Source organism: Prauserella halophila (genome assembly GCF_024171895.1).
Taxonomy (GTDB): domain Bacteria; phylum Actinomycetota; class Actinomycetes; order Mycobacteriales; family Pseudonocardiaceae; genus Prauserella; species Prauserella halophila.
This window is the reverse complement of record NZ_JAMTCQ010000008.1, coordinates 88,709-105,864: the sequence shown is the minus strand read 5'-3', so window position 1 is coordinate 105,864 and position 17,156 is coordinate 88,709. Positions and strand designations below refer to the sequence as shown.

General features: G+C 71.8%; 16 protein-coding genes. 10 read left to right on the top strand and 6 right to left on the bottom strand.

Annotated elements, in window-relative coordinates:
- Window positions 1-147 precede the first annotated feature (147 nt).
- Entirely contained in the window at window positions 148-723 is a 576-nt protein-coding gene (gene kstR / locus LY41_RS00715) for a cholesterol catabolism transcriptional regulator KstR (protein ID WP_253862826.1), read from the bottom strand.
- Window positions 724-924: 201 nt separating this feature from the next.
- Between kstR and LY41_RS00710 the strand changes: the two genes are divergently transcribed.
- Window positions 925-3,078 (top strand): acyl-CoA dehydrogenase family protein, encoded by a 2,154-nt coding sequence (locus tag LY41_RS00710; RefSeq protein ID WP_301296556.1) that lies wholly within the window; start codon window positions 925-927, stop codon window positions 3,076-3,078.
- On the opposite strand, the gene LY41_RS00705 is transcribed toward LY41_RS00710, so the two are convergent.
- Entirely contained in the window at window positions 3,035-4,321 is a 1,287-nt protein-coding gene (locus tag LY41_RS00705) for an alpha/beta hydrolase (RefSeq protein ID WP_253861788.1), read from the bottom strand. The two genes, LY41_RS00710 and LY41_RS00705, sit on opposite strands and share 44 nt — an antisense overlap.
- A 242-nt stretch (window positions 4,322-4,563) precedes the next feature.
- On the opposite strand from LY41_RS00705, the gene LY41_RS00700 reads away from it, so the two are divergent.
- The 5 genes from LY41_RS00700 to LY41_RS00680 are packed head-to-tail and all read left to right on the top strand — an operon-like array spanning window position 4,564 to window position 9,473.
- On the top strand, window positions 4,564-5,751 hold the full coding sequence (locus LY41_RS00700) for an acyl-CoA dehydrogenase family protein (protein ID WP_253861786.1): 1,188 nt from the start codon (window positions 4,564-4,566) through the stop codon (window positions 5,749-5,751).
- The gene (locus LY41_RS00695) at window positions 5,751-6,932 is read left to right on the top strand and encodes an acyl-CoA dehydrogenase family protein (protein WP_253861784.1); all 1,182 of its coding nucleotides are present in this window, start codon (window positions 5,751-5,753) and stop codon (window positions 6,930-6,932) included. Before LY41_RS00700 ends, LY41_RS00695 begins: the two co-directional genes overlap by 1 nt.
- Window positions 6,929-7,915 (top strand): bifunctional MaoC family dehydratase N-terminal/OB-fold nucleic acid binding domain-containing protein, encoded by a 987-nt coding sequence (locus tag LY41_RS00690; protein WP_253861783.1) that lies wholly within the window; start codon window positions 6,929-6,931, stop codon window positions 7,913-7,915. The genes LY41_RS00695 and LY41_RS00690 overlap by 4 nt, the downstream gene beginning before the upstream one ends.
- Complete coding sequence (locus LY41_RS00685; RefSeq protein WP_253861781.1) at window positions 7,912-8,301, top strand: MaoC family dehydratase; 390 nt, start codon at window positions 7,912-7,914, stop codon at window positions 8,299-8,301. Before LY41_RS00690 ends, LY41_RS00685 begins: the two co-directional genes overlap by 4 nt.
- Complete coding sequence (locus tag LY41_RS00680; RefSeq protein ID WP_253861779.1) at window positions 8,298-9,473, top strand: lipid-transfer protein; 1,176 nt, start codon at window positions 8,298-8,300, stop codon at window positions 9,471-9,473. Before LY41_RS00685 ends, LY41_RS00680 begins: the two co-directional genes overlap by 4 nt.
- A 141-nt stretch (window positions 9,474-9,614) precedes the next feature.
- Here the strand turns inward: LY41_RS00680 and chsH3 are convergent, their stop codons facing one another.
- The 4 genes from chsH3 to LY41_RS00660 are packed head-to-tail and all read right to left on the bottom strand — an operon-like array spanning window position 9,615 to window position 13,156.
- Window positions 9,615-10,475: an enoyl-CoA hydratase ChsH3 gene (gene chsH3 / locus LY41_RS00675; protein ID WP_253861778.1), complete on the bottom strand. Its 861-nt coding sequence runs from the start codon at window positions 10,473-10,475 to the stop codon at window positions 9,615-9,617.
- Window positions 10,476-10,485: 10 nt separating this feature from the next.
- On the bottom strand, window positions 10,486-11,613 hold the full coding sequence (locus LY41_RS00670) for a ferredoxin--NADP reductase (RefSeq protein WP_253861776.1): 1,128 nt from the start codon (window positions 11,611-11,613) through the stop codon (window positions 10,486-10,488).
- Entirely contained in the window at window positions 11,603-12,004 is a 402-nt protein-coding gene (locus LY41_RS23750; RefSeq protein ID WP_253861775.1) for a hypothetical protein, read from the bottom strand. The genes LY41_RS00670 and LY41_RS23750 overlap by 11 nt, the downstream gene beginning before the upstream one ends.
- Entirely contained in the window at window positions 12,005-13,156 is a 1,152-nt protein-coding gene (locus LY41_RS00660; protein WP_253861773.1) for a 3-ketosteroid-9-alpha-monooxygenase, oxygenase component, read from the bottom strand.
- Between the two features lie 353 nt (window positions 13,157-13,509).
- Here LY41_RS00660 and hsaA point away from each other — a divergent pair, with 353 nt between their 5' ends.
- Genes hsaA through hsaB form a run of 4 tightly spaced genes read left to right on the top strand, consistent with a single transcriptional unit; the run spans window position 13,510 to window position 17,092 of the window.
- A complete protein-coding gene (gene hsaA, locus LY41_RS00655) occupies window positions 13,510-14,703 on the top strand; it encodes a 3-hydroxy-9,10-secoandrosta-1,3,5(10)-triene-9,17-dione monooxygenase oxygenase subunit (protein WP_253861771.1) in 1,194 nt (397 codons plus the stop codon).
- 9 nt (window positions 14,704-14,712) lie between these two features.
- Window positions 14,713-15,585 (top strand): 4,5:9,10-diseco-3-hydroxy-5,9,17-trioxoandrosta-1(10),2-diene-4-oate hydrolase, encoded by an 873-nt coding sequence (hsaD, locus tag LY41_RS00650; RefSeq protein ID WP_253861769.1) that lies wholly within the window; start codon window positions 14,713-14,715, stop codon window positions 15,583-15,585.
- Window positions 15,585-16,484: an iron-dependent extradiol dioxygenase HsaC gene (hsaC, locus tag LY41_RS00645; RefSeq protein ID WP_253861768.1), complete on the top strand. Its 900-nt coding sequence runs from the start codon at window positions 15,585-15,587 to the stop codon at window positions 16,482-16,484. Before hsaD ends, hsaC begins: the two co-directional genes overlap by 1 nt.
- Entirely contained in the window at window positions 16,481-17,092 is a 612-nt protein-coding gene (gene hsaB / locus LY41_RS00640) for a 3-hydroxy-9,10-secoandrosta-1,3,5(10)-triene-9,17-dione monooxygenase reductase subunit (protein ID WP_253861766.1), read from the top strand. The genes hsaC and hsaB overlap by 4 nt, the downstream gene beginning before the upstream one ends.
- The last annotated feature ends 64 nt before the right edge of the window (window positions 17,093-17,156 follow it).

Below are 17,156 nucleotides of genomic sequence, written 5' to 3'. Positions count from 1 at the left end.
TGTCCGTGCCGACCAGGTTACCCAACAGGGCGACCCCGGACCCCGGCCCGCGGGTGACGTTGACATGGGCCGGGGTCCTCTCGCTGGCTACGAGAGTGGGCACGGTCCCGAGAAGGCCCGGGGTGCGCGTGTGTGTCGCCGGAGTGCTCAGTCGAGGAGCAGGTGGACCGACAGTTCGAGGCGTTTGGCGACATCGGCCGCCGACGCGCGGCGGGTGACCCAGGCGACGAGGTTGGCCATCCAGACGTCGGCGATCACGTGGAAGACGTCGCGGTCGTGATCGGTGGGCTCGTCGATGCCCATCGCCTTGGCGAACATGTTCTCCATCATGGCGCCGACCTGTTCCACCTCGGCGGCTGCAGTGGTGTCGGCGAACATGAAGGCCCGCACCATCGCCTCGGTGAGATGCGGATCGCGCTGCATCATGCGGGTGTTGCGGCCCAGGACCACGAGCAGGCGCTCGGTGGACGTCTCGCCCGGGATGCTGCCACGGTCGAGCTTGTCCTGTGCTCGTTCGAACTCGCGCGCGAGTCCGGACACCAGCAGGTGGATCTTGGACGGGAAATAGCGGTAGAGGGTGCCGAGGGCGACGTCGGCGCGTTCGGCCACGGTCCGCATCTGCACGGCGTCGTAGCCGCCTTTCGCCGCGAGGGCGAGCGTCGCATCGAGGATGCGCTTGCGCCGGTCGCGCTGGGCCGCCGTTCCGGGCTCGTCCCCGCCCATCGGGCCGAGAGCGGCGGAGCTCCGGGACGCCGTCTTCGCCGAGGCCGGCGTCGTGGGCTTGCTTGCCATCGGGCATCTCTCCTGGTTAAAGAACCTGTTCCAGTCCTGATCTGCAGTCTACCCATTGTCGGATGAAAACGGCGATCGGGTTACACCCGGTTAAGTGAAACATGTTCTACAATAGGTGTCGTGGGTATCGCGATGACGGACGAGCAACGAGCACTGGCCGATGCCGTGAGTGCCGCGGCGAAGGCCGCCGATCCGGCCACGGCGATCGCGGGCATCGGCCTGCCGGCGATCGCGCTGCCGGAGTCGCTCGGCGGCGCAGGCGGCGGTGTGACGGACCTGGTCGCGGGCGTCGCGGCCGGATCGGGTGAGCTGGCGGGAGGCGTCGGCTTCGGCACGATCCTGGCCGGACTCGTGTGGGCACGGCGGCCGGGATCGGTCGTGGCCGAGGAACACGCGCCGGCGGTGGCGGCGGGTGCGGCGCGGGCGGCGGTGGCGCTCGATGCGGGCGGTCTCGTCGCGCGCCGGGCCGGGGACGGCGGTCTCGTCGTCGACGGGACCACGCCGGTGCTGCCGGACGGCCCCGACGCCGACGTGCTGCTGCTGGCCGCGCGCACCGGTGCCCGGCCCGCGGACGAGCCCGTCCCGAGCGAGAGCGCCGCGGACACCGTGTGGTTCGCGGTGGAGCCCGGACGGGTGCGGCTGATCGAACACGAGTCCTTCGACCCGAGTCGCGGGGTCGCGACGGCGGAACTCGACGGGCTGGCCGTGCCCGCCACGGATGTCCTGGACCGGATCGCGGTGCCGGAGCTGGCGGCCACGCTGGCGGCCGCGGAAGCCGCGGGAGTGGCGGAGTGGTGCGTGCGCACGGCGAGTGAGTACGCGCAGGTCCGGGAGCAGTTCGGCCGTCCCATCGGTGCGTTCCAGGCGGTGCAGCAGCTGTGTGCGGAGATGCTGTGCCGGTCCGAGTCGGCGGCGGCGCTCGCGTGGGACGCCGCGCGGGCCGCCGACACGGCCGACGACGAGCAGTTCGCCGTGGCCGCCGCGGTCGCGGCGGCGGGCGCACTCGACGGCGCCGTCGAGTGCGCGAAGGACTGCATCCAGGTGCTCGGCGGCATCGGCTTCACCTGGGAGCACGATGCACACCGGTACCTGCGCCGGGCGGTGTCGCTGCGCCAGGTGCTCGGCGGCACGCCGCGATGGCGCCGCCGGGCCGGTGAGCTGACCCGGGCGGGTGTGCGGCGCCGGGTCGAGGTCGACGTCGACGCCCACGCCGGACTCGGTACCGGTGAGGATCTGGCGGAGACCCGGAACGCGGCGGCCGCGCTGGCGGCCGAGGTCGCCGGCCTGGACGGTAACGCCGCCCGCGTGCGCCTGGCCGAGAGCGGTTACCTGGCGCCGCACTGGCCGCGGCCGTACGGGCTCGACGCGACGCCTGCCCAGCAGCTGGTGATCGACGACGAGGTCGACCGTGCCGGCATCACGCGGCCCGACCTGGTGGTGGGTGCGTGGGCGCTGCCGACGATCCTCGAACACGGTTCCGGGGAGCAACGGGAGCGGTTCGTGCTGCCGACGTTGCGCGGCGACGTGACCTGGTGCCAGCTGTTCAGCGAGCCCGGCGCCGGCTCCGACCTGGCGTCGCTGCGCACCTCGGCCGAGCGGACGGAGGGAGGGTGGCGGCTGTCCGGGCAGAAGGTCTGGACCTCGCTGGCGCACGAGGCGGACCGGGCGATCTGCCTGGCGCGTACCGATCCGGACGCCCCGAAACACCGGGGCATCACGTACTTCCTGGTCGACATGCGGGCACCGGGTATCGAGGTGCGGCCGCTGCGCGAGATCACCGGCGAGGTGCGGTTCAACGAGGTGTTCCTGGACGGGGTGTTCGTGCCGGACGCCGATGTCGTGGGCGAGGTGGACGGCGGGTGGCCGCTCGCGCGCACGACCCTCGCCAACGAGCGGGTCGCGCTCGGCGGCGGATCGGCGGTCGGCGAGGCGGTGGAGCAGCTCCTGGTCGCGCAGCCCGAGCTGGATGCGGAACGGCTCGGTGCACTGGTCGTCGACGGGTCGGCCGTGTCGGTGCTCGGCGTCCGGGACACGGTGCGCCGGCTCGGTGGCGGCCGGCCCGGTGCGGAGTCGAGCGTGCAGAAGCTGCTCGGCGTACGGCACCGGCAGGAGGTCGCCGAGACGGCGCTGGACGTCGTGGGCCCGGCCGGTGTCGTCGCCGACGAGGCGACGGCGGCGGTCCAGCACGAGTTCCTGCTCACGCGGTGCCTGAGCATCGCGGGCGGGACGAGTCAGGTGCTGCTCACCGTGGTGGCGCAGCGGCTGCTGGGCCTGCCTCGCCACTAGCCCGCCGGTCCGAGGGCCGTGCGGAACGGCCGGTGTGGCGCCGGTGGAGCCACTCCAGGAACCGTTCCACGCCATCGACGACGTGGGCGCTGCGGATCGAGGGGAAGAGGTCGAACGCGTGCTGCGCGCCCGGGATCTCGGCGTAGGCCACGGGCTGCGGCGAGACGGCGCGCAGGGCGTCGACGAACCGGCGCGCCTCGCGGACGGGCACGAGGCTGTCCTGATCGCCGTGGATCACGAAGAACGGCGGTGCCGCGTCGGTGGTGCGGTCCAGCGGGGAGGCGGCGACGTAGTCCTCGTGGGTGGGAGCGGGCCCCATGACGAACCGGGCCAGCAGGCCGCGCATCCGGGCCGCACTCGTCCGGGAGCCGCTCGTCGCGGCGAAGTCGTAGACGCCGTAGTGCGGCACGCAGCCCTGCACGCTGGTGTCGCTGCCGGTGAAGCCCGGCTGGAACGCGGGGTCGTTCGGGGTCAGGGCCAGTAGCGAGGCCAGGTGGCCGCCCGCCGAACCGCCCGTGGTGACCACGAACGACGGATCACCGCCGTACTCGGCGATGTGCTCCCGGATCCACGCGAGCGCGCGCTTGGCGGCCACGATGTGTTCGGGCCAGCGGGATCTCGGTGAGAGCGGGTAGTTGATCGCCACGCAGATCCAGCCGCGGCGGGCCATGTGCAGCATGAGCGGCACGCCCTGTTCGTTCTTGCTGCCGGTCATCCATGCGCCGCCGTGCACCTGCAGCAGCACGGGCCTGCCGGCGCCGGGCTCGCTCGGGCGGTAGACGTCCAGCAGGAACCGGCGTCCGCCCGGGGCGTAGGCGAGGTCGCGCTCGCGCTCGACCCCGCGGGTGTCCATCCGGAACGGGAACGCCAGCCTGCCCCACGGTGTCGCCACGTCATCGGGTGCGCGCTCCCCGGCCGCGGGGCGGTGGTCCGGGCCGAGGGCGTCGGTGAGTGCGGTGTCGACGACGCCGCGTGCGCGGTGTGCGGAGGCGATGAGGGCGGCGAGCCCGCCCGCGGACGCCGCTGCCGCCGCCAGGCCCGCGGGGTCGCTCGCGCGGCGGTGGCGGGCGAGGTGCGCGGCCGTGTCGGCGGCAGTGAGGGCGAGCAGCTGGGGTGCGAGTTCGGAGGTCAGCCAGCCGGCGACGAAGGCGGGGATCGAGATCCGGTGCCCGGACCACGGCCGGATCGCGTTGGTGGTCAGGGCCAGTTGCAGCGCTCGGCGCGCACGGAACAACGCGTGCATGCGGCCAGCGTATCCGCCGATCCGGACCCGGCCCGTATCGAGAACCGGTTCCCCTTCCGAATTCCGGTGATGTCCTTGCCACTGGGTGCACCCATCCAGCAAACTAGAACATGTTGCAAATATTGGCGGTATCGAACCGGCGGGTCACCTCGCCGTGGGGTGCGGTTCTGCGGTGATGCGGCGGTGCCGCAGGGCCGGCGACGCCGCCGCAGCGCTGGACGAACGCTGGACGAAGGAGTCGCGTGGATTTCACTCCGGACGAGACGCAGCGTGCCGCCGCCGAACTCGCGGCGGGCGTGCTGGCCCGGGCCGCAGGTGGGAACGACGGCGGTGCTGCGGGCGCCGCGGAGGCGTGGCGCGGGGCGGAGGCGTGGCGCGGACTGGCCGAGGCCGGGCTGCTCGCCCTCGCCGTGCCGGAATCACTCGGCGGGGACGGGCTCGGTGCCGCGGAGACGGCCGCCGTCGTGCGGGAGGTCGGCCGCGCCGGCTCGCCCGCACCCGCATGGGCGACGCTGGCACTCGGCCTGGCGCCACTCGTGCACCTCGGAGCGGCGGAGCGGTGCGCCGAGCTGCTGCGGGCGGTGTCGGCGGGGGATGCGCTGCTGACCGCCGCGCTGCACGAACCCTCGTCCCCGATGGCCGAACACCCCGCGACCACCGCGACGGCCACCACCGCGACGGCGACCAGGGAGACGGCGACCAGGGAGACGGCCGGGTCCGGGACGTGGCGGCTCGACGGGGTGAAGACCGCGGTGCCGCTGGCCGCCGAGGCGGAGCGGATCCTCGTGCCGGCCACGCTCGCCGAGGGCGGCAGGGGCGTGTTCCTGCTCGACCCGTCGGCGCCCGGCGTGCACGTCACCCCGGCGCCCACGGCGTCGGGCACGCCGGAGGCGAGTCTGCGGCTCGACGGCGTCGAGACGGGGCCGCCGCTGGACGACCCCCGGAGCCCGGGGCGCCCCGATGATCCCGGGAGACCGGACGACGCGGTGCGCGTGCTGCACCGGTACGCACTCGCGGGGGCCGCCGCGTTCGGTGACGGACTGCTCGCCGGAGCGCTCGGGCTCACCACGGCGCACCTGACGACCCGCGAGCAGTTCGGCCGCCCGCTGGCCACGTTCCAGGCCGTCGCGCAGCAGGTCGCGGACGTCTACGTCGCCGCGCGCACGGTGCATCTGGCGGCCGAGTCGGCGGCCTGGCGGCTCGGTACGGGGCGCGGCGCCGACGCCGACCTCGACGTCGCGGCCTACTGGCTCGCCGAGCAGGCGCCCCCGGCGATGGCCACGTGCCACCACCTGCACGGCGGGATCGGCCTCGACGAGACGTATCCGCTGCACCGGTACTCGTCGCTGCTGAAAGACCTGGTCCGCGGCATCGGCGGGATGTCGGTGCGGCTCGACCGGGTCGGTGCGCTCACGGGAGGTGTCGCCTGATGGACATCGCGCTCACCGGACAGCAGGAACGGCTGCGGGACGAGCTGCGCCACTACTTCGCCGGGCTCGTCACGCCGGAGGAACGCACGCTGCTGCTCACCGAGCGGCACGGGCCGACCTACCGCGAGGTCGTGCGCCGCATGGGCCGGGACGGGTGGCTCGGTGTGGGCTGGCCGAAGGAGTACGGCGGCCTGGGCCTCGGGCCGGTCGAACAGCACATCTTCGCCGACGAGGCCGCGCGCGCCGACGTGCAGCTGCCGTCGGTGACGCTGCAGACCGTCGGGCCGACCCTGCAGCGGTTCGGCACCGAGGAACAGAAACGCCGGTTCCTGCCCGCGATCCTGGCCGGCGAGGTCCACTTCGCCATCGGCTACAGCGAGCCCGAGGCGGGCACCGACCTGGCGGCGCTGCGCACCACGGCGATCCGCGACGGCGAGTCCTATGTGGTCAACGGGCAGAAGATCTTCACCACGGGCGGCCACGACGCCGATCACATCTGGCTCGCGGTCCGCACGGATCCCGCCACGCTGTCGGACGAGAACCGGCGGCGGCACCAGGGCATCTCGATCCTCGTCGTCGACACCTCCGATCCGGGCTATTCGTGGACGCCGATCATCACCTGTGACGGTGCGCACCACGTCAACGCGACGTACTACTCGGACGTGCGGGTTCCGGCCTCGATGCTGGTGGGCGAGGAGAACGCGGGGTGGAAGCTCATCACGACCCAGCTCAACCACGAGCGCGTCATGCTCGGACCCGCGGGCCGGATCGGCGGACTCTACGACCGGGTGCGCGAGTGGGCGGCCGGACGGACGAGCCCCGACGGGACGCCGCTGCCGGAGCTGCCCGACGTGCGCAGGGCGCTCGGTGAGGTCTACGCACTCATGCGGATCAACGAACTGCTGAACTGGCAGGTCGCCGTGTCCGAACCCGGATCGGTGGCGGACGCCTCGGCCACGAAGGTGCTCTCGTCCGACCGGCATCAACGGGTGAGCAGGCTGCTCGAGGAGGTCGTCGGCAGGCACGGTGATCCGTCCGATCCGGACACGGCCGAGCTCGCCGACTGGCTGGACACGCTGACGAAACGCAACACCGTGCTCACGTTCGGAGGCGGAGTGAACGAGATCCAACGGGAACTGATCGCCCAGTTCGGGCTGGGGCTGCCGAGGGTGCCGCGATGACGGCGGCGACGGACGGCCGGAGCACAGCCACCGACGCCGGCCGGCGCATCGAGGAGGCCGCGCGCGAGATCGCCGGGGCAGGGGCCTCGGCCCCTGATCCGGCGCGGGATCCGGTGAACCAGGCCATGATCAACAACTGGGTCGAGGCGATCGGCGACGCGAATCCGGTGTACACGGATCCGGCCGCCGCGGCCGCGTCCGTGCACGGCGAGCTCGTCGCCCCGCCCGCGATGACCCAGGTGTGGACGATGCGCGGGCTGCACGGGGCGCGCCCGGACGACGATCCGCTCCGCCGCATGACCGAGCTGCTCGACGAGGCGGGATACACCTCGGTCGTGGCGACGAATTCCACGCAGACCTACCACCGCTATCTGCGCCCCGGCGAGCACGTCGCCGCGTCGGCGGTGCTGGAGGGCGTCGTCGGGCCGAAACGGACCGCGCTCGGCGACGGCTGGTTCGTCACCACCCGCACGACCTGGTACGTCGGGGACGAGGCGGTGGCGGAGATGACGTTCCGCATCCTCAAGTTCCGCCCGCCGGAGCCGCAGGATCCCGGGAACTCCGACGACGGCACGAGGACTGCCGACGCCGCGCCGGTGCTGCGCCCGGTCGTGACCCGGGACAATGCGTTCTTCTGGGAAGGCCTGCGCGACGGGGAGCTGCGGATCCAGCGCTGGGGCGGGACGCTCCGGCACCCGCCGGGGCCGATGCCCCCGGACGGTGACCTGGAGGCCGAACCGGACTACGTCGTCGCGGCCGGCACCGGAACGGTGTACAGCTTCCTGGTCCATCACCACCCGCCGGTGCCCGGCAAGCGCCTGCCGTTCGTGCTCGCACTGGTCGAACTGGACGAGGGGGTGCGGGTGCTCGGCGAGCTGCACGACGTGGATCCCGACGAGGTCCACATCGGACTGGCCGTGGCGGCGAGCTTCGACCGGATCGACGACGATCTGACGCTGCCGGCATGGACGGTGCGGTCATGACCATCACCGCGGGTACGGAGCTGCCACCGTTGACCGTCGAGGCCACGCCGACGTTCGTGGTCGCCTCGGCACTGGCCACGCGGGACTTCCAGGACGTGCACCACGACCGGGACGCCGCCGTGGCCCGGGGGTCGCAGGACATCTTTCTGAACATCCTCACCGACACGGGCCTCGTGCAGCGGTTCGTCACCGACTGGGCCGGACCCGATGCGCTGGTCCGGTCGGTCGACCTCCGGCTCGGTGTGCCGTGCTACGCGGGCGACGAGCTGACCTTCACCGGCCGCGTCGCGGAGGTCGACGGCGACGAGGTGACCGTGTCGGTGTCCGGTACGGACAGTCTGGGCGAGCACGTGTCGGCGACGGTACGGATCGAGGTGACGGCATGACCGGCGGAATCGGTGGTGAGGCGGCGATCGCCGGCATCGGCGCGACCGAGTTCTCCAAGGACTCCGGCCGTACGGAACTGCGGCTGGCGACCGAGTGCGTCTCGGCGGCGCTCGCCGACGCGGGGCTGTCCGCATCCGACGTGGACGGTCTGGTGACGTTCACGATGGACGGCAACGCGGAGATCGCGCTCGCGCGGGAGCTGGGCATTCCCGAGCTGACGTTCTTCAGCCGCATCCACTACGGCGGCGGTGCGGCCGCCGCGACCGTGCAGCAGGCCGCGATGGCCGTCGCGACCGGGATGGCCGACGTCGTCGTGGCCTACCGCGCCTTCAACGAGCGGTCCGGCAGCCGATTCGGGCAGGTGTCCTCGTCGGTCGCGCAACAGGCGAACACGTCGGGCGTGGACAACGGGTACCACTACCCGGCGGGCCTGGCGACGCCCGCGGCCACCGTCGCGATGGTGGCCCAGCGCTACCTGCACGACTACGGCGCCAGCAGCGAGGACTTCGGCAGGATCGCCGTCACCGCACGCGCCCGCGCCGCGACCAACCCGCACGCGTGGTTCCACGGCAAGCCGATCACGCTCGCCGACCACCAGGCCTCCAGATGGGTGGCCGAACCGCTGCACCTGCTGGACTGCTGCCAGGAGAGCGACGGCGGCGTCGCGCTGGTCGTGACGAGCGCCGAGCGGGCCCGCGACCTGCGCAGGCCGCCCGCGGTCATCGCCGGAGCGGCCCAGGGGAGCGGCCCGGACCAGTACGTCATGACCAGCTACTACCGCGACGACCTCGCCGGGCTGCCCGAGATGGGTGTCGTCGGGCGCCAGCTGTGGCGGCAGTCGGGCCGTACGACGTCGGATGTGGACGTCGCCGTGCTGTACGACCACTTCACTCCGTACGTGCTGATGCAGCTGGAGGAACTGGGGTTCTGCGGCCGCGGCGAGGCGAAGGACTTCGTCGCCGACGGCAGACTCGACCTGGACGGGCAGCTGCCGCTGAACCCGCACGGCGGGCAGCTGGGCGAGGCCTACATCCACGGGATGAACGGCATCGCCGAGGCGGTGCGCCAGCTGCGGGGCACCGCGGCCAACCAGGTGGCGGGTGCCGAGACCGCGCTGGTCACCGCCGGAACCGGCGTGCCGACCAGCGGCCTGGTCCTCACCGTGCCCTGACCCGCGCGTGTCCTGCGCCCGCCCGTCGCCCGACCACCTCCCCTCAACGCCGCGCTGCCGCGCGACTGCCTCCTCGCGCGTGTTCTGCACTCGGGCCCGCGTGTCCTGCGCCCAGGCCGGCGTGTTCTGCGAGGGGAGCGGTCAGGCGGGATCGAGCACGGCGTCGGAGAGCACGGGTGCCTCGTCGCGGTCGAGCGACGTCGCCGTGACGAGCAGCCGGCCGTCCTCGCGCCAGATCCGCACCCGCAGTGTCTCGCCGGGCACCACGATGCCGGCGAACGTCGCCGACCACGAGCCGACGCGCGTCACGTCGCCGTCCAGCGCCGCGTCCGTGACGGCCTTGGCGACGAGTCCGTAGGTGCACAGGCCGTGCAGGATGGGTGCGTCGAAACCCGCTCCGCGGGCGAACTCGGGGTCCGAGTGGAGCGGGTTGCGGTCGCCGCACAGCCGGTACAGCAGCGCCTGTTGGGGCAGCGTCGGCACGTCGGCGACCAGGTCCGGATCACGCTCCGGCGGTGCGAGGCGGGCCGATTCGCCGCGGTGACCGCCGAAACCGCCTTCGCCGCGGGCGAAGATACTCGATCGCGCCGTCCACAAGGGATCCCCCGAGTCGTCGGTGACCTCGGTCTCCTGGACGATCACCGCGGCCGTGCCCTTGTCGAGCACGTCGGCGATGCGGCTGCGCGCGGTCGCCGTGCCGGACACGGGAAGCGGCCGGTGTGCGGCGACCCGCTGCGTCCCGTGCACGACCTTCGCGAGGTCGATGTCGATGCCGGGGAATCGCACCTCGGGTGGTTCGGTGGCACGGATCGTGGCGGCGACGGTGGCGAACGTCGGCAGCACCCGCAGGTCGCGTTCGGTGGCGTAGCGGAGTTCGCGGGGGTCGGTCGGCGCCGACCCCGCGCCGAGTGCCAGGTGGTACAGCAGCACGTCGGAGGCGCTCCACGCGAACGTGGTCTCGCCGAGGTCGGCGCCGATCGCGCGGTCGGGATCGATGGGCACGGAGTGGCTCCTACTCGTAGCTGATCGACACGTCGTCGGTGAGTGGCAGGGACTGACAGGCGAGCACGATGCCGTCGGCGAGGTCGTCGGAGTCGAGCACCTCGTTGTGCAGCATCTTCACCTCGCCGGCGGTGACCCGGCACGCGCAGGCGCTGCACTGGCCTTCGCGGCACGAGTACGGCGCGTCCCGGCCCGCGTCCAACAGGACGTCGAGCAGCTTGGCGCCGCGCGGCCAGGCGTGGTGCGAGCTCGTGCCGTCGAGGTCGACGGTCACCCGCGCGGGCGCGGTGCCGGCCTCGTCCCCGGCGCCGCCGCCTCCGGTGTCGACGGCACCGCCGTCGACGGCACTGTCGTCGTCATCGGCGGCCGCCCCCGGTGTGTCCGCCGTCGTGACGTCGGTGTGCGAGCCCGTGGCCGGTTCGGCGGCCGCGAACGGGTCGCCGCCGAGCGAGACGAACGTCTCGCGGTGGATCTGCGCCCGTGGGGTGCCCGCGGCCTTGGCCGCCGCGACCACCGCACGCATGTACGGCGCGGGACCGCAGACGAACGTCTCGCGGCCGGCCAGCAGCTCGGCGATCGTAGCCAGCCGCTCGGCCGTCGGCAGCCCCTGCAGCGTCTCGAGCCAGTGCACCACGGTGAGCCTGCCGGGATACGCCTCCTCCAGGTCACGCAGCGCGCCCGCGAGGATCACCGACCGTTCGTCGGCGTTGGCGTAGACCAGGGTCATCGCACCCGTTCCGTGGGCGAGCACGGACCGGACGATCGACAGCACCGGGGTGATGCCGCTGCCGCCCGCGAACAGCGCGAGGTCGGCTTCGAGGTCGGCCGGGGTGAAGACACCACTGGCCGGCAGGACGTCGAGCTCGTCGCCCGCGGCGATGTGGTCGCACAGCCAGTTCGAGGCGTATCCGTCGCGCTTGATCGTCACCTGCGGGCGCTGGCCGGTGTCCGGCGCGCTCGACAGCGAGTAGCACCGTGCCACGGGCCCGCGTTCGTCCCCGGGTACGCGGACGGTGAGGAACTGGCCGGGCCGGTAGTCCAGCTCCGCGTCGAACACGATCGACCGCGCCGCCGCGGTCTCGTCCACCACGTCGGCTACCCGCAGCCGCTGCACCCGCACTGTGCCGTCACTGCTCATGGCCGAATGCTCCGTCCCGGTCGGCGGCCGTGATGCTCTCCCGCAGGCGCTCGCACGTGCCGGCGCGTGCGGCAGGCGTGCCGTGCGCGACCCGCTCGGCCAGCACCGGACAGCTCGTCGCGGCGTCGGTGATCCACTGGATGCTCGTGTGCTCCGGGCTGTTCTTCTTGACCAGCACCGTCGTCGCACAGGCGTGGCAGTCGACCGGGACGAGCCCCGCGGTGAGGAACTCCTCCCGGTCGGCCCGGGTCTGCGCGCGGACGGCCTCCGCGCGCGCCGCGTCGGCGGTCGGGGAGACGTCGGTGGTAGCGGATGGTGCCGCTGCCGAGGGTGCCGTCGCCGAGGGCGCCGTGACGGTGCGCGTGGTGGCCCCGCTGGTGTCGGCGGCCACTCAGGACACTCCCGCCTGGTCGGCCGCCTCCTGCTGCCGGGCGAGGTTGTCGGCGACCTCCTGTTCCCACACCTGGTTGGCGCGGGTGACGTCCACTTCGAACTCGAACCGGCGCGTCATGTCCTCGTCGATGTCGTCGACGTCGACGTAGAACTGCTCGTACCACCGCCGCAGCTGGTAGACCGGACCGTCTTCCTCGCACAGCAGGGGGTTGTCGATGCGGGTCTTGTTCTTCCAGATCTCGACGTCCTGGAGGAATCCGACGCCGACGCCCTCGGCGAACTTCTCCGCGATCTTGTCGGCCTGGGCGTCCTCGAGTCCGGCCGGTTTGCGCACCGCCACGCCCCACTGCAGTACGAACGACGTCGGGCTGATCGGGTAGTGGCAGTTGACGAGCACCGTGTCGATCTTGATGCCCTTGTAGTCGTTGTGCAGCGTGTTGATCATGTACGCCGGGCCGTAGTACGACGCCTCGGATTCGAGGAGATTCTCCTCGCCGCCGTAGTTCGACGACATGCCCATGTCGGCGCGGCCCTTGGAGTTGAGGTACTGCGAGGCGATGTGGCCGTCGAAGACGTTCTTGAAGTACGTCGGGATGCCGTAGTGGATGTAGAAGAAGTGGGCCATGTCGACGACGTTGTCGACGATCTCGCGGCAGTTCGCGCCCTCGATGGTCACCGAGTCCCAGGTCCAGTTGCTCCACTCGCCGGAGAAGATGCCCTCGATCCGCGGGATCGTCACCTCGTCGGGCGGTGGGTTGCCCTCGGGGTCGTGCCACACGAACAGTTGCTTGTTCTCCTGCAGCGTCGGCCATGCGCGGGTGCGCGCCCGTAGCGGGACCCGTTTGGCGTAGGGGATGGACTTGCACTTGCCGTCGCCGCCCCAGCGCCAGTCGTGGAACGGGCAGGCGACCTCGTTGCCCTTGACCTCGCCCTGGGTCAGATCGCCGCCCATGTGGCGGCAGTAGCCATCGAGGACGTTGATCTCCCCGTCGGCGCCCTGGAACACGACCAGTTTGGTGCCGAACGCGTGGACGGCGTGCGGCGCGCCGTCGGTGAAGTGCTCCACGAGACCGAGACAGTGCCACCCGCGGGCGAACCGCTCCGGCGGCGCGCCCGCGTCGATCGTGCGGACGGAGCCTGCCTGCGTCATGACGAACCTCCAGCTCCCCGGGCTGCTCTGCCCGTGGTTCATGCCCCACGTCCCCGCCTGCGAGGCCGGGAATGCGCGGCATGTCTGTCGTGGTGAATGACGGTCGACCGTGTCTACCATAGATGAGAACGTGTTCCAGTTCTAGCGGGGATCGACAACGGGTTCCGGTGACGGTGCGACGGGGTAACCGAGGGTGGGCGACGGCGGTTTCGGCCTGGCAGCGCCGTGTTCTCGGGATTTCTCACCCGGGCAGAGCTCCAGTGCAGTGACAAAAACAAGAACGTGTTCTAATCTTGGTACGTACACCGAGCGGCCGGATCTCCGGGGTCCGGCGGAGAAGGAACGAGGCAGGTATGAGCGAGCAGGGCGCGCACGCGGTGATCGCCGCGATCGAGGAGCTGCTGCCCGTGCTGCGGGAGCGCGCACAGGACGCCGAGGACGCGCGGAGGATTCCGGACGAGTCGATCAAGGCCCTGCAGGAGACCGGATTCTTCGCACTGCTGCAGCCCCAGCCCTACGGCGGGTACGAGGCCGACCCGGTCACCTTCTACACGGCCGTCAAGCTCATCGCGAGCGCGTGCGGATCGACCGGTTGGGTCGCCTCGATCCTCGGCGTGCATCCGTGGCACCTCGGGCTGTTCGAGGCGCAGGCGCAGGAGGACGTATGGGGTGGCGGTGAGGGCAGTGCTGGCAGCGACACGCTGATCTCCTCGTCGTACGCGCCGATGGGGAAGGCGACGGTGGACGAGAGAGGTTACCGGCTCAGCGGCAAGTGGAGCTTCTCGTCGGGCTGCGGGCACGCGACCTGGGTACTGCTCGGCGCGCCCGCGTTCGACGCCGAGGGTAACGCCGTCGACTTCTGCACCTATCTGCTGCCCGCCGCCGACTACACGGTCGACGACGTGTGGGACACCGTCGGACTGCGGGGTACGGGCAGCAACGACGTCGTCGTCGAGGACGTGTTCGTGCCGAAGCACCGCGTACTGAGCTTCCTGTCGACCTCCAAAATGGACACTCCGGGTCAGAAGGTGAATCCCGGACCGCTGTACCGGTTGCCGTACGGGTCGGTGCATCCGAGCACGATCACGGCGCCCATCATCGGCATGGCGCAGGGTGCCTACGACGCGCACGTCGACCACCAGCGCAGGCGGGTCCGCGCCGCGTACGCGGGGGAGAAGTCGCAGGAGGACCCGTTCGCCAAGGTGCGGATCGCCGAGGCCGCCAGCGAGATCGACGCCGCGTGGCTGCAGCTGACCCACAACATCGACGAGCTCTACCAGCTGGCGCGGCGCGGCGAGAAGCTGCCGTTCGACACCCGGCTGCGCGTCCGGCGGGATCAGGTGCGCGGCACCGAGCGGGCGATCGCCGCCATCGACCGGCTCTTCGAGAACTCCGGCGGCCGTGCGTTGCAGACGGGCACGCCGATCCAGCGGTTCTGGCGGGACGCCCACGCGGGCCGGGTCCACGCGGCCAACGACCCCGAGCGGGCCTACACGATGTTCGGCACCGGCGAGTTCGGCCTGCCGGTCGAGAACGCGATGGTCTAGGAGGGTCGCATGCCGGACACCGCCGAGGAGGCGACAGTGAGCGAGGGTTCCTACGTCACGACCGCGGACGGTCTGCGGTTGCACTACCACGAGGCGGGCACCGAGCACGCCGACGTGGTGATCCTGCTGCACGGCGGCGGGCCGGGGGCGTCGGCGTGGAGCAACTTCTCCCGCAACATTCCGGAACTGGCCAAGACGTTCCGCACGATCGCCGTCGACCAGCCGGGATTCGGCCGTTCGGACAAACCGACCGACCATCCCCAGTACTTCGTGCACAGCTCGGCCGCCGTCGTCGGCCTGATGGACGCACTCGGCATCGAGAAGGCCCACCTGATCGGCAACTCGCTCGGCGGCGGGACGGCGGTACGCCTGGCGCTGGACCACCCGGACCGCGCGGGCAGACTCGTGCTCATGGGCCCGGGCGGGCTGAGTGTGAACCTGTTCGCACCCGATCCGACCGAGGGCGTGAAGAACCTGGCCCGGTTCGCCGCGCCGCCGGGGCCGAGCAAGGAGAAACTCGACGAGTTCCTCCGGGTGATGGTCTACGACCAGTCGCTGATCACCGACGAGCTGGTCGAGGAGCGCTTCGCCGCGGCGAGTACACCGGAGTCCCTCGCCGCGATGGCGGCGATGGGCGCCTCGTTCGCGGGCCCGGACTACGAACTGGGGATGCTGTGGCGCGAGGCGCACCGGCTCCGGCAGCGGGTCCTGCTGATCTGGGGCAGGGAGGACCGCGTCAACCCGCTCGACGGGGCGCTGGTGGCCCTCAAGACGATTCCGCGCGCGCAGCTGCACGTGTTCGGCCGGTGCGGCCACTGGGCGCAGCTGGAGTGTTTCGACGAGTTCAACCGGATCGCGACCGACTTTCTCGAGGACACCTGATGGGTATTCGTTCGCTGGCATATCTGCGCATCGAGGCCACCGACATGGCCGCGTGGCGCGAGTACGGGCTGAAGGTGCTCGGCATGGTCGAGGGCGAGGGCCGGAACCCCGACGCGTTGTATCTGCGCATGGACGAATTCCCGGCGCGGCTGGTGATCGTGCCGGGGGAGACCGACCGGCTCGTCACCGTGGGCTGGGAGACCGCCAACGCGGGAGAGCTCGACGAGGTGCGCCGGCGCCTGTCCGCCCACGGCGTGTCGTTCGAGGAGGGCACCGCCGAGCAGACGGCCGACCGCGGCGTCGACGAACTGATCGAGTTCACCGACCCGTCGGGCAACACGCTCGAGGTGTTCCACGGCATCGCGCTGCAGCACCGCCGCGTCGTCAGCCCGTACGGGCACCGGTTCGTGACCGGCGAGCAGGGGCTCGGGCACGTGGTGCTGTCCACCCACGACGACGCCGCGGCACTGGAGTTCTACCGGGACGTGCTCGGATTCCGGCTGCGCGATTCGATGCGGCTGCCGCCGGAGGCCGTGGGCAGGTCCGCCGACGGCGATCCGGCGTGGCTGCGCTTCTTCGGCTGCAACCCGCGGCACCACAGCCTCGCGTTCCTGCCGATGCCCACGCCCAGCGGCGTCGTCCACCTCATGGTCGAGGTCGAAACCACCGACGACGTCGGCCTGTGCCTCGATCGGGCGCTGCGCCGGAAGGTGCCGATGTCGGCCACCATGGGCCGCCACGTCAACGACCTGATGCTGTCGTTCTACATGAAGACGCCCGGCGGGTTCGACGTCGAATTCGGCTGCGAAGGCAGACAGGTCGACGACGACACCTGGATCGCCCGCGAGAGCACGGCGGTGAGCCTGTGGGGCCACGACTTCTCGGTGGGCCTGTCATGACCTCCGCGCCGGACACGGTGGGTTCGACGGACACTGTGGGTTCGACGGGCGCGGTGGGCGCGGATGCGGCGGACGTGTCCGCACGGTTCCGGTCGGTGCTCGGCCACTTCTGCACGGGGGTGGCGATCGTGACCGCGTGCGAGGACTCCGGTCGAGCAACACAGCACGGCGAGCCCGTCGGGTTCGCGTGCCAGTCGTTCACCGCGCTGTCGCTCGACCCGCCGCTGGTGCTGTTCTGCCCGGCGCGGACGTCGGGCACGTGGCCGGTGATCGAGCGCGCCGGACGGTTCGCGGTCAACGTCCTGGCCGGCGAGCAGCAGGACGTCAGTGCCGTGTTCGGTTCCCGTGGTGCGGACAAGTTCTCGTCGGTGTCCTGGACGCGGGCGCCGAGTGGTTCGCCGCTGCTCGACGGTGTGCTCACGTGGGTGGACTGCGCCGTCGAGACCGTGCACGAGGCCGGTGACCACTACGTGGTGATCGGCAGGGTCACCGCACTGGGCGAGTCGTCCGCCAGACGGCCGTTGCTGTTCTACCGCGGCGGCTACACCGTCACCGAGGCCGCGCCGGACGCGATGCCCGGCGGGCCCCGGCCCGACGACTGGTTCTGACCCCGGGCCGATGCCTGCCTGCCGTGCGCGGTGGCCGGCGACCACTCCCGCACCGGTGCCGGGC

Coding starts and splice junctions, on each gene's coding strand:
- kstR (WP_253862826.1), bottom strand. CDS start 723: ATGGGCGGGGACGAGCCCGGAACGGCGGCCCAGCGCGACCGGCGCAAG.
- LY41_RS00710 (WP_301296556.1), top strand. CDS start 925: ATGACGGACGAGCAACGAGCACTGGCCGATGCCGTGAGTGCCGCGGCG.
- LY41_RS00705 (WP_253861788.1), bottom strand. CDS start 4,321: ATGCACGCGTTGTTCCGTGCGCGCCGAGCGCTGCAACTGGCCCTGACC.
- LY41_RS00695 (WP_253861784.1), top strand. CDS start 5,751: ATGGACATCGCGCTCACCGGACAGCAGGAACGGCTGCGGGACGAGCTG.
- LY41_RS00690 (WP_253861783.1), top strand. CDS start 6,929: ATGACGGCGGCGACGGACGGCCGGAGCACAGCCACCGACGCCGGCCGG.
- LY41_RS00685 (WP_253861781.1), top strand. CDS start 7,912: ATGACCATCACCGCGGGTACGGAGCTGCCACCGTTGACCGTCGAGGCC.
- LY41_RS00680 (WP_253861779.1), top strand. CDS start 8,298: ATGACCGGCGGAATCGGTGGTGAGGCGGCGATCGCCGGCATCGGCGCG.
- LY41_RS00670 (WP_253861776.1), bottom strand. CDS start 11,613: ATGAGCAGTGACGGCACAGTGCGGGTGCAGCGGCTGCGGGTAGCCGAC.
- LY41_RS00660 (WP_253861773.1), bottom strand. CDS start 13,156: ATGACGCAGGCAGGCTCCGTCCGCACGATCGACGCGGGCGCGCCGCCG.
- hsaA (WP_253861771.1), top strand. CDS start 13,510: ATGAGCGAGCAGGGCGCGCACGCGGTGATCGCCGCGATCGAGGAGCTG.
- hsaD (WP_253861769.1), top strand. CDS start 14,713: ATGCCGGACACCGCCGAGGAGGCGACAGTGAGCGAGGGTTCCTACGTC.
- hsaC (WP_253861768.1), top strand. CDS start 15,585: ATGGGTATTCGTTCGCTGGCATATCTGCGCATCGAGGCCACCGACATG.
- hsaB (WP_253861766.1), top strand. CDS start 16,481: ATGACCTCCGCGCCGGACACGGTGGGTTCGACGGACACTGTGGGTTCG.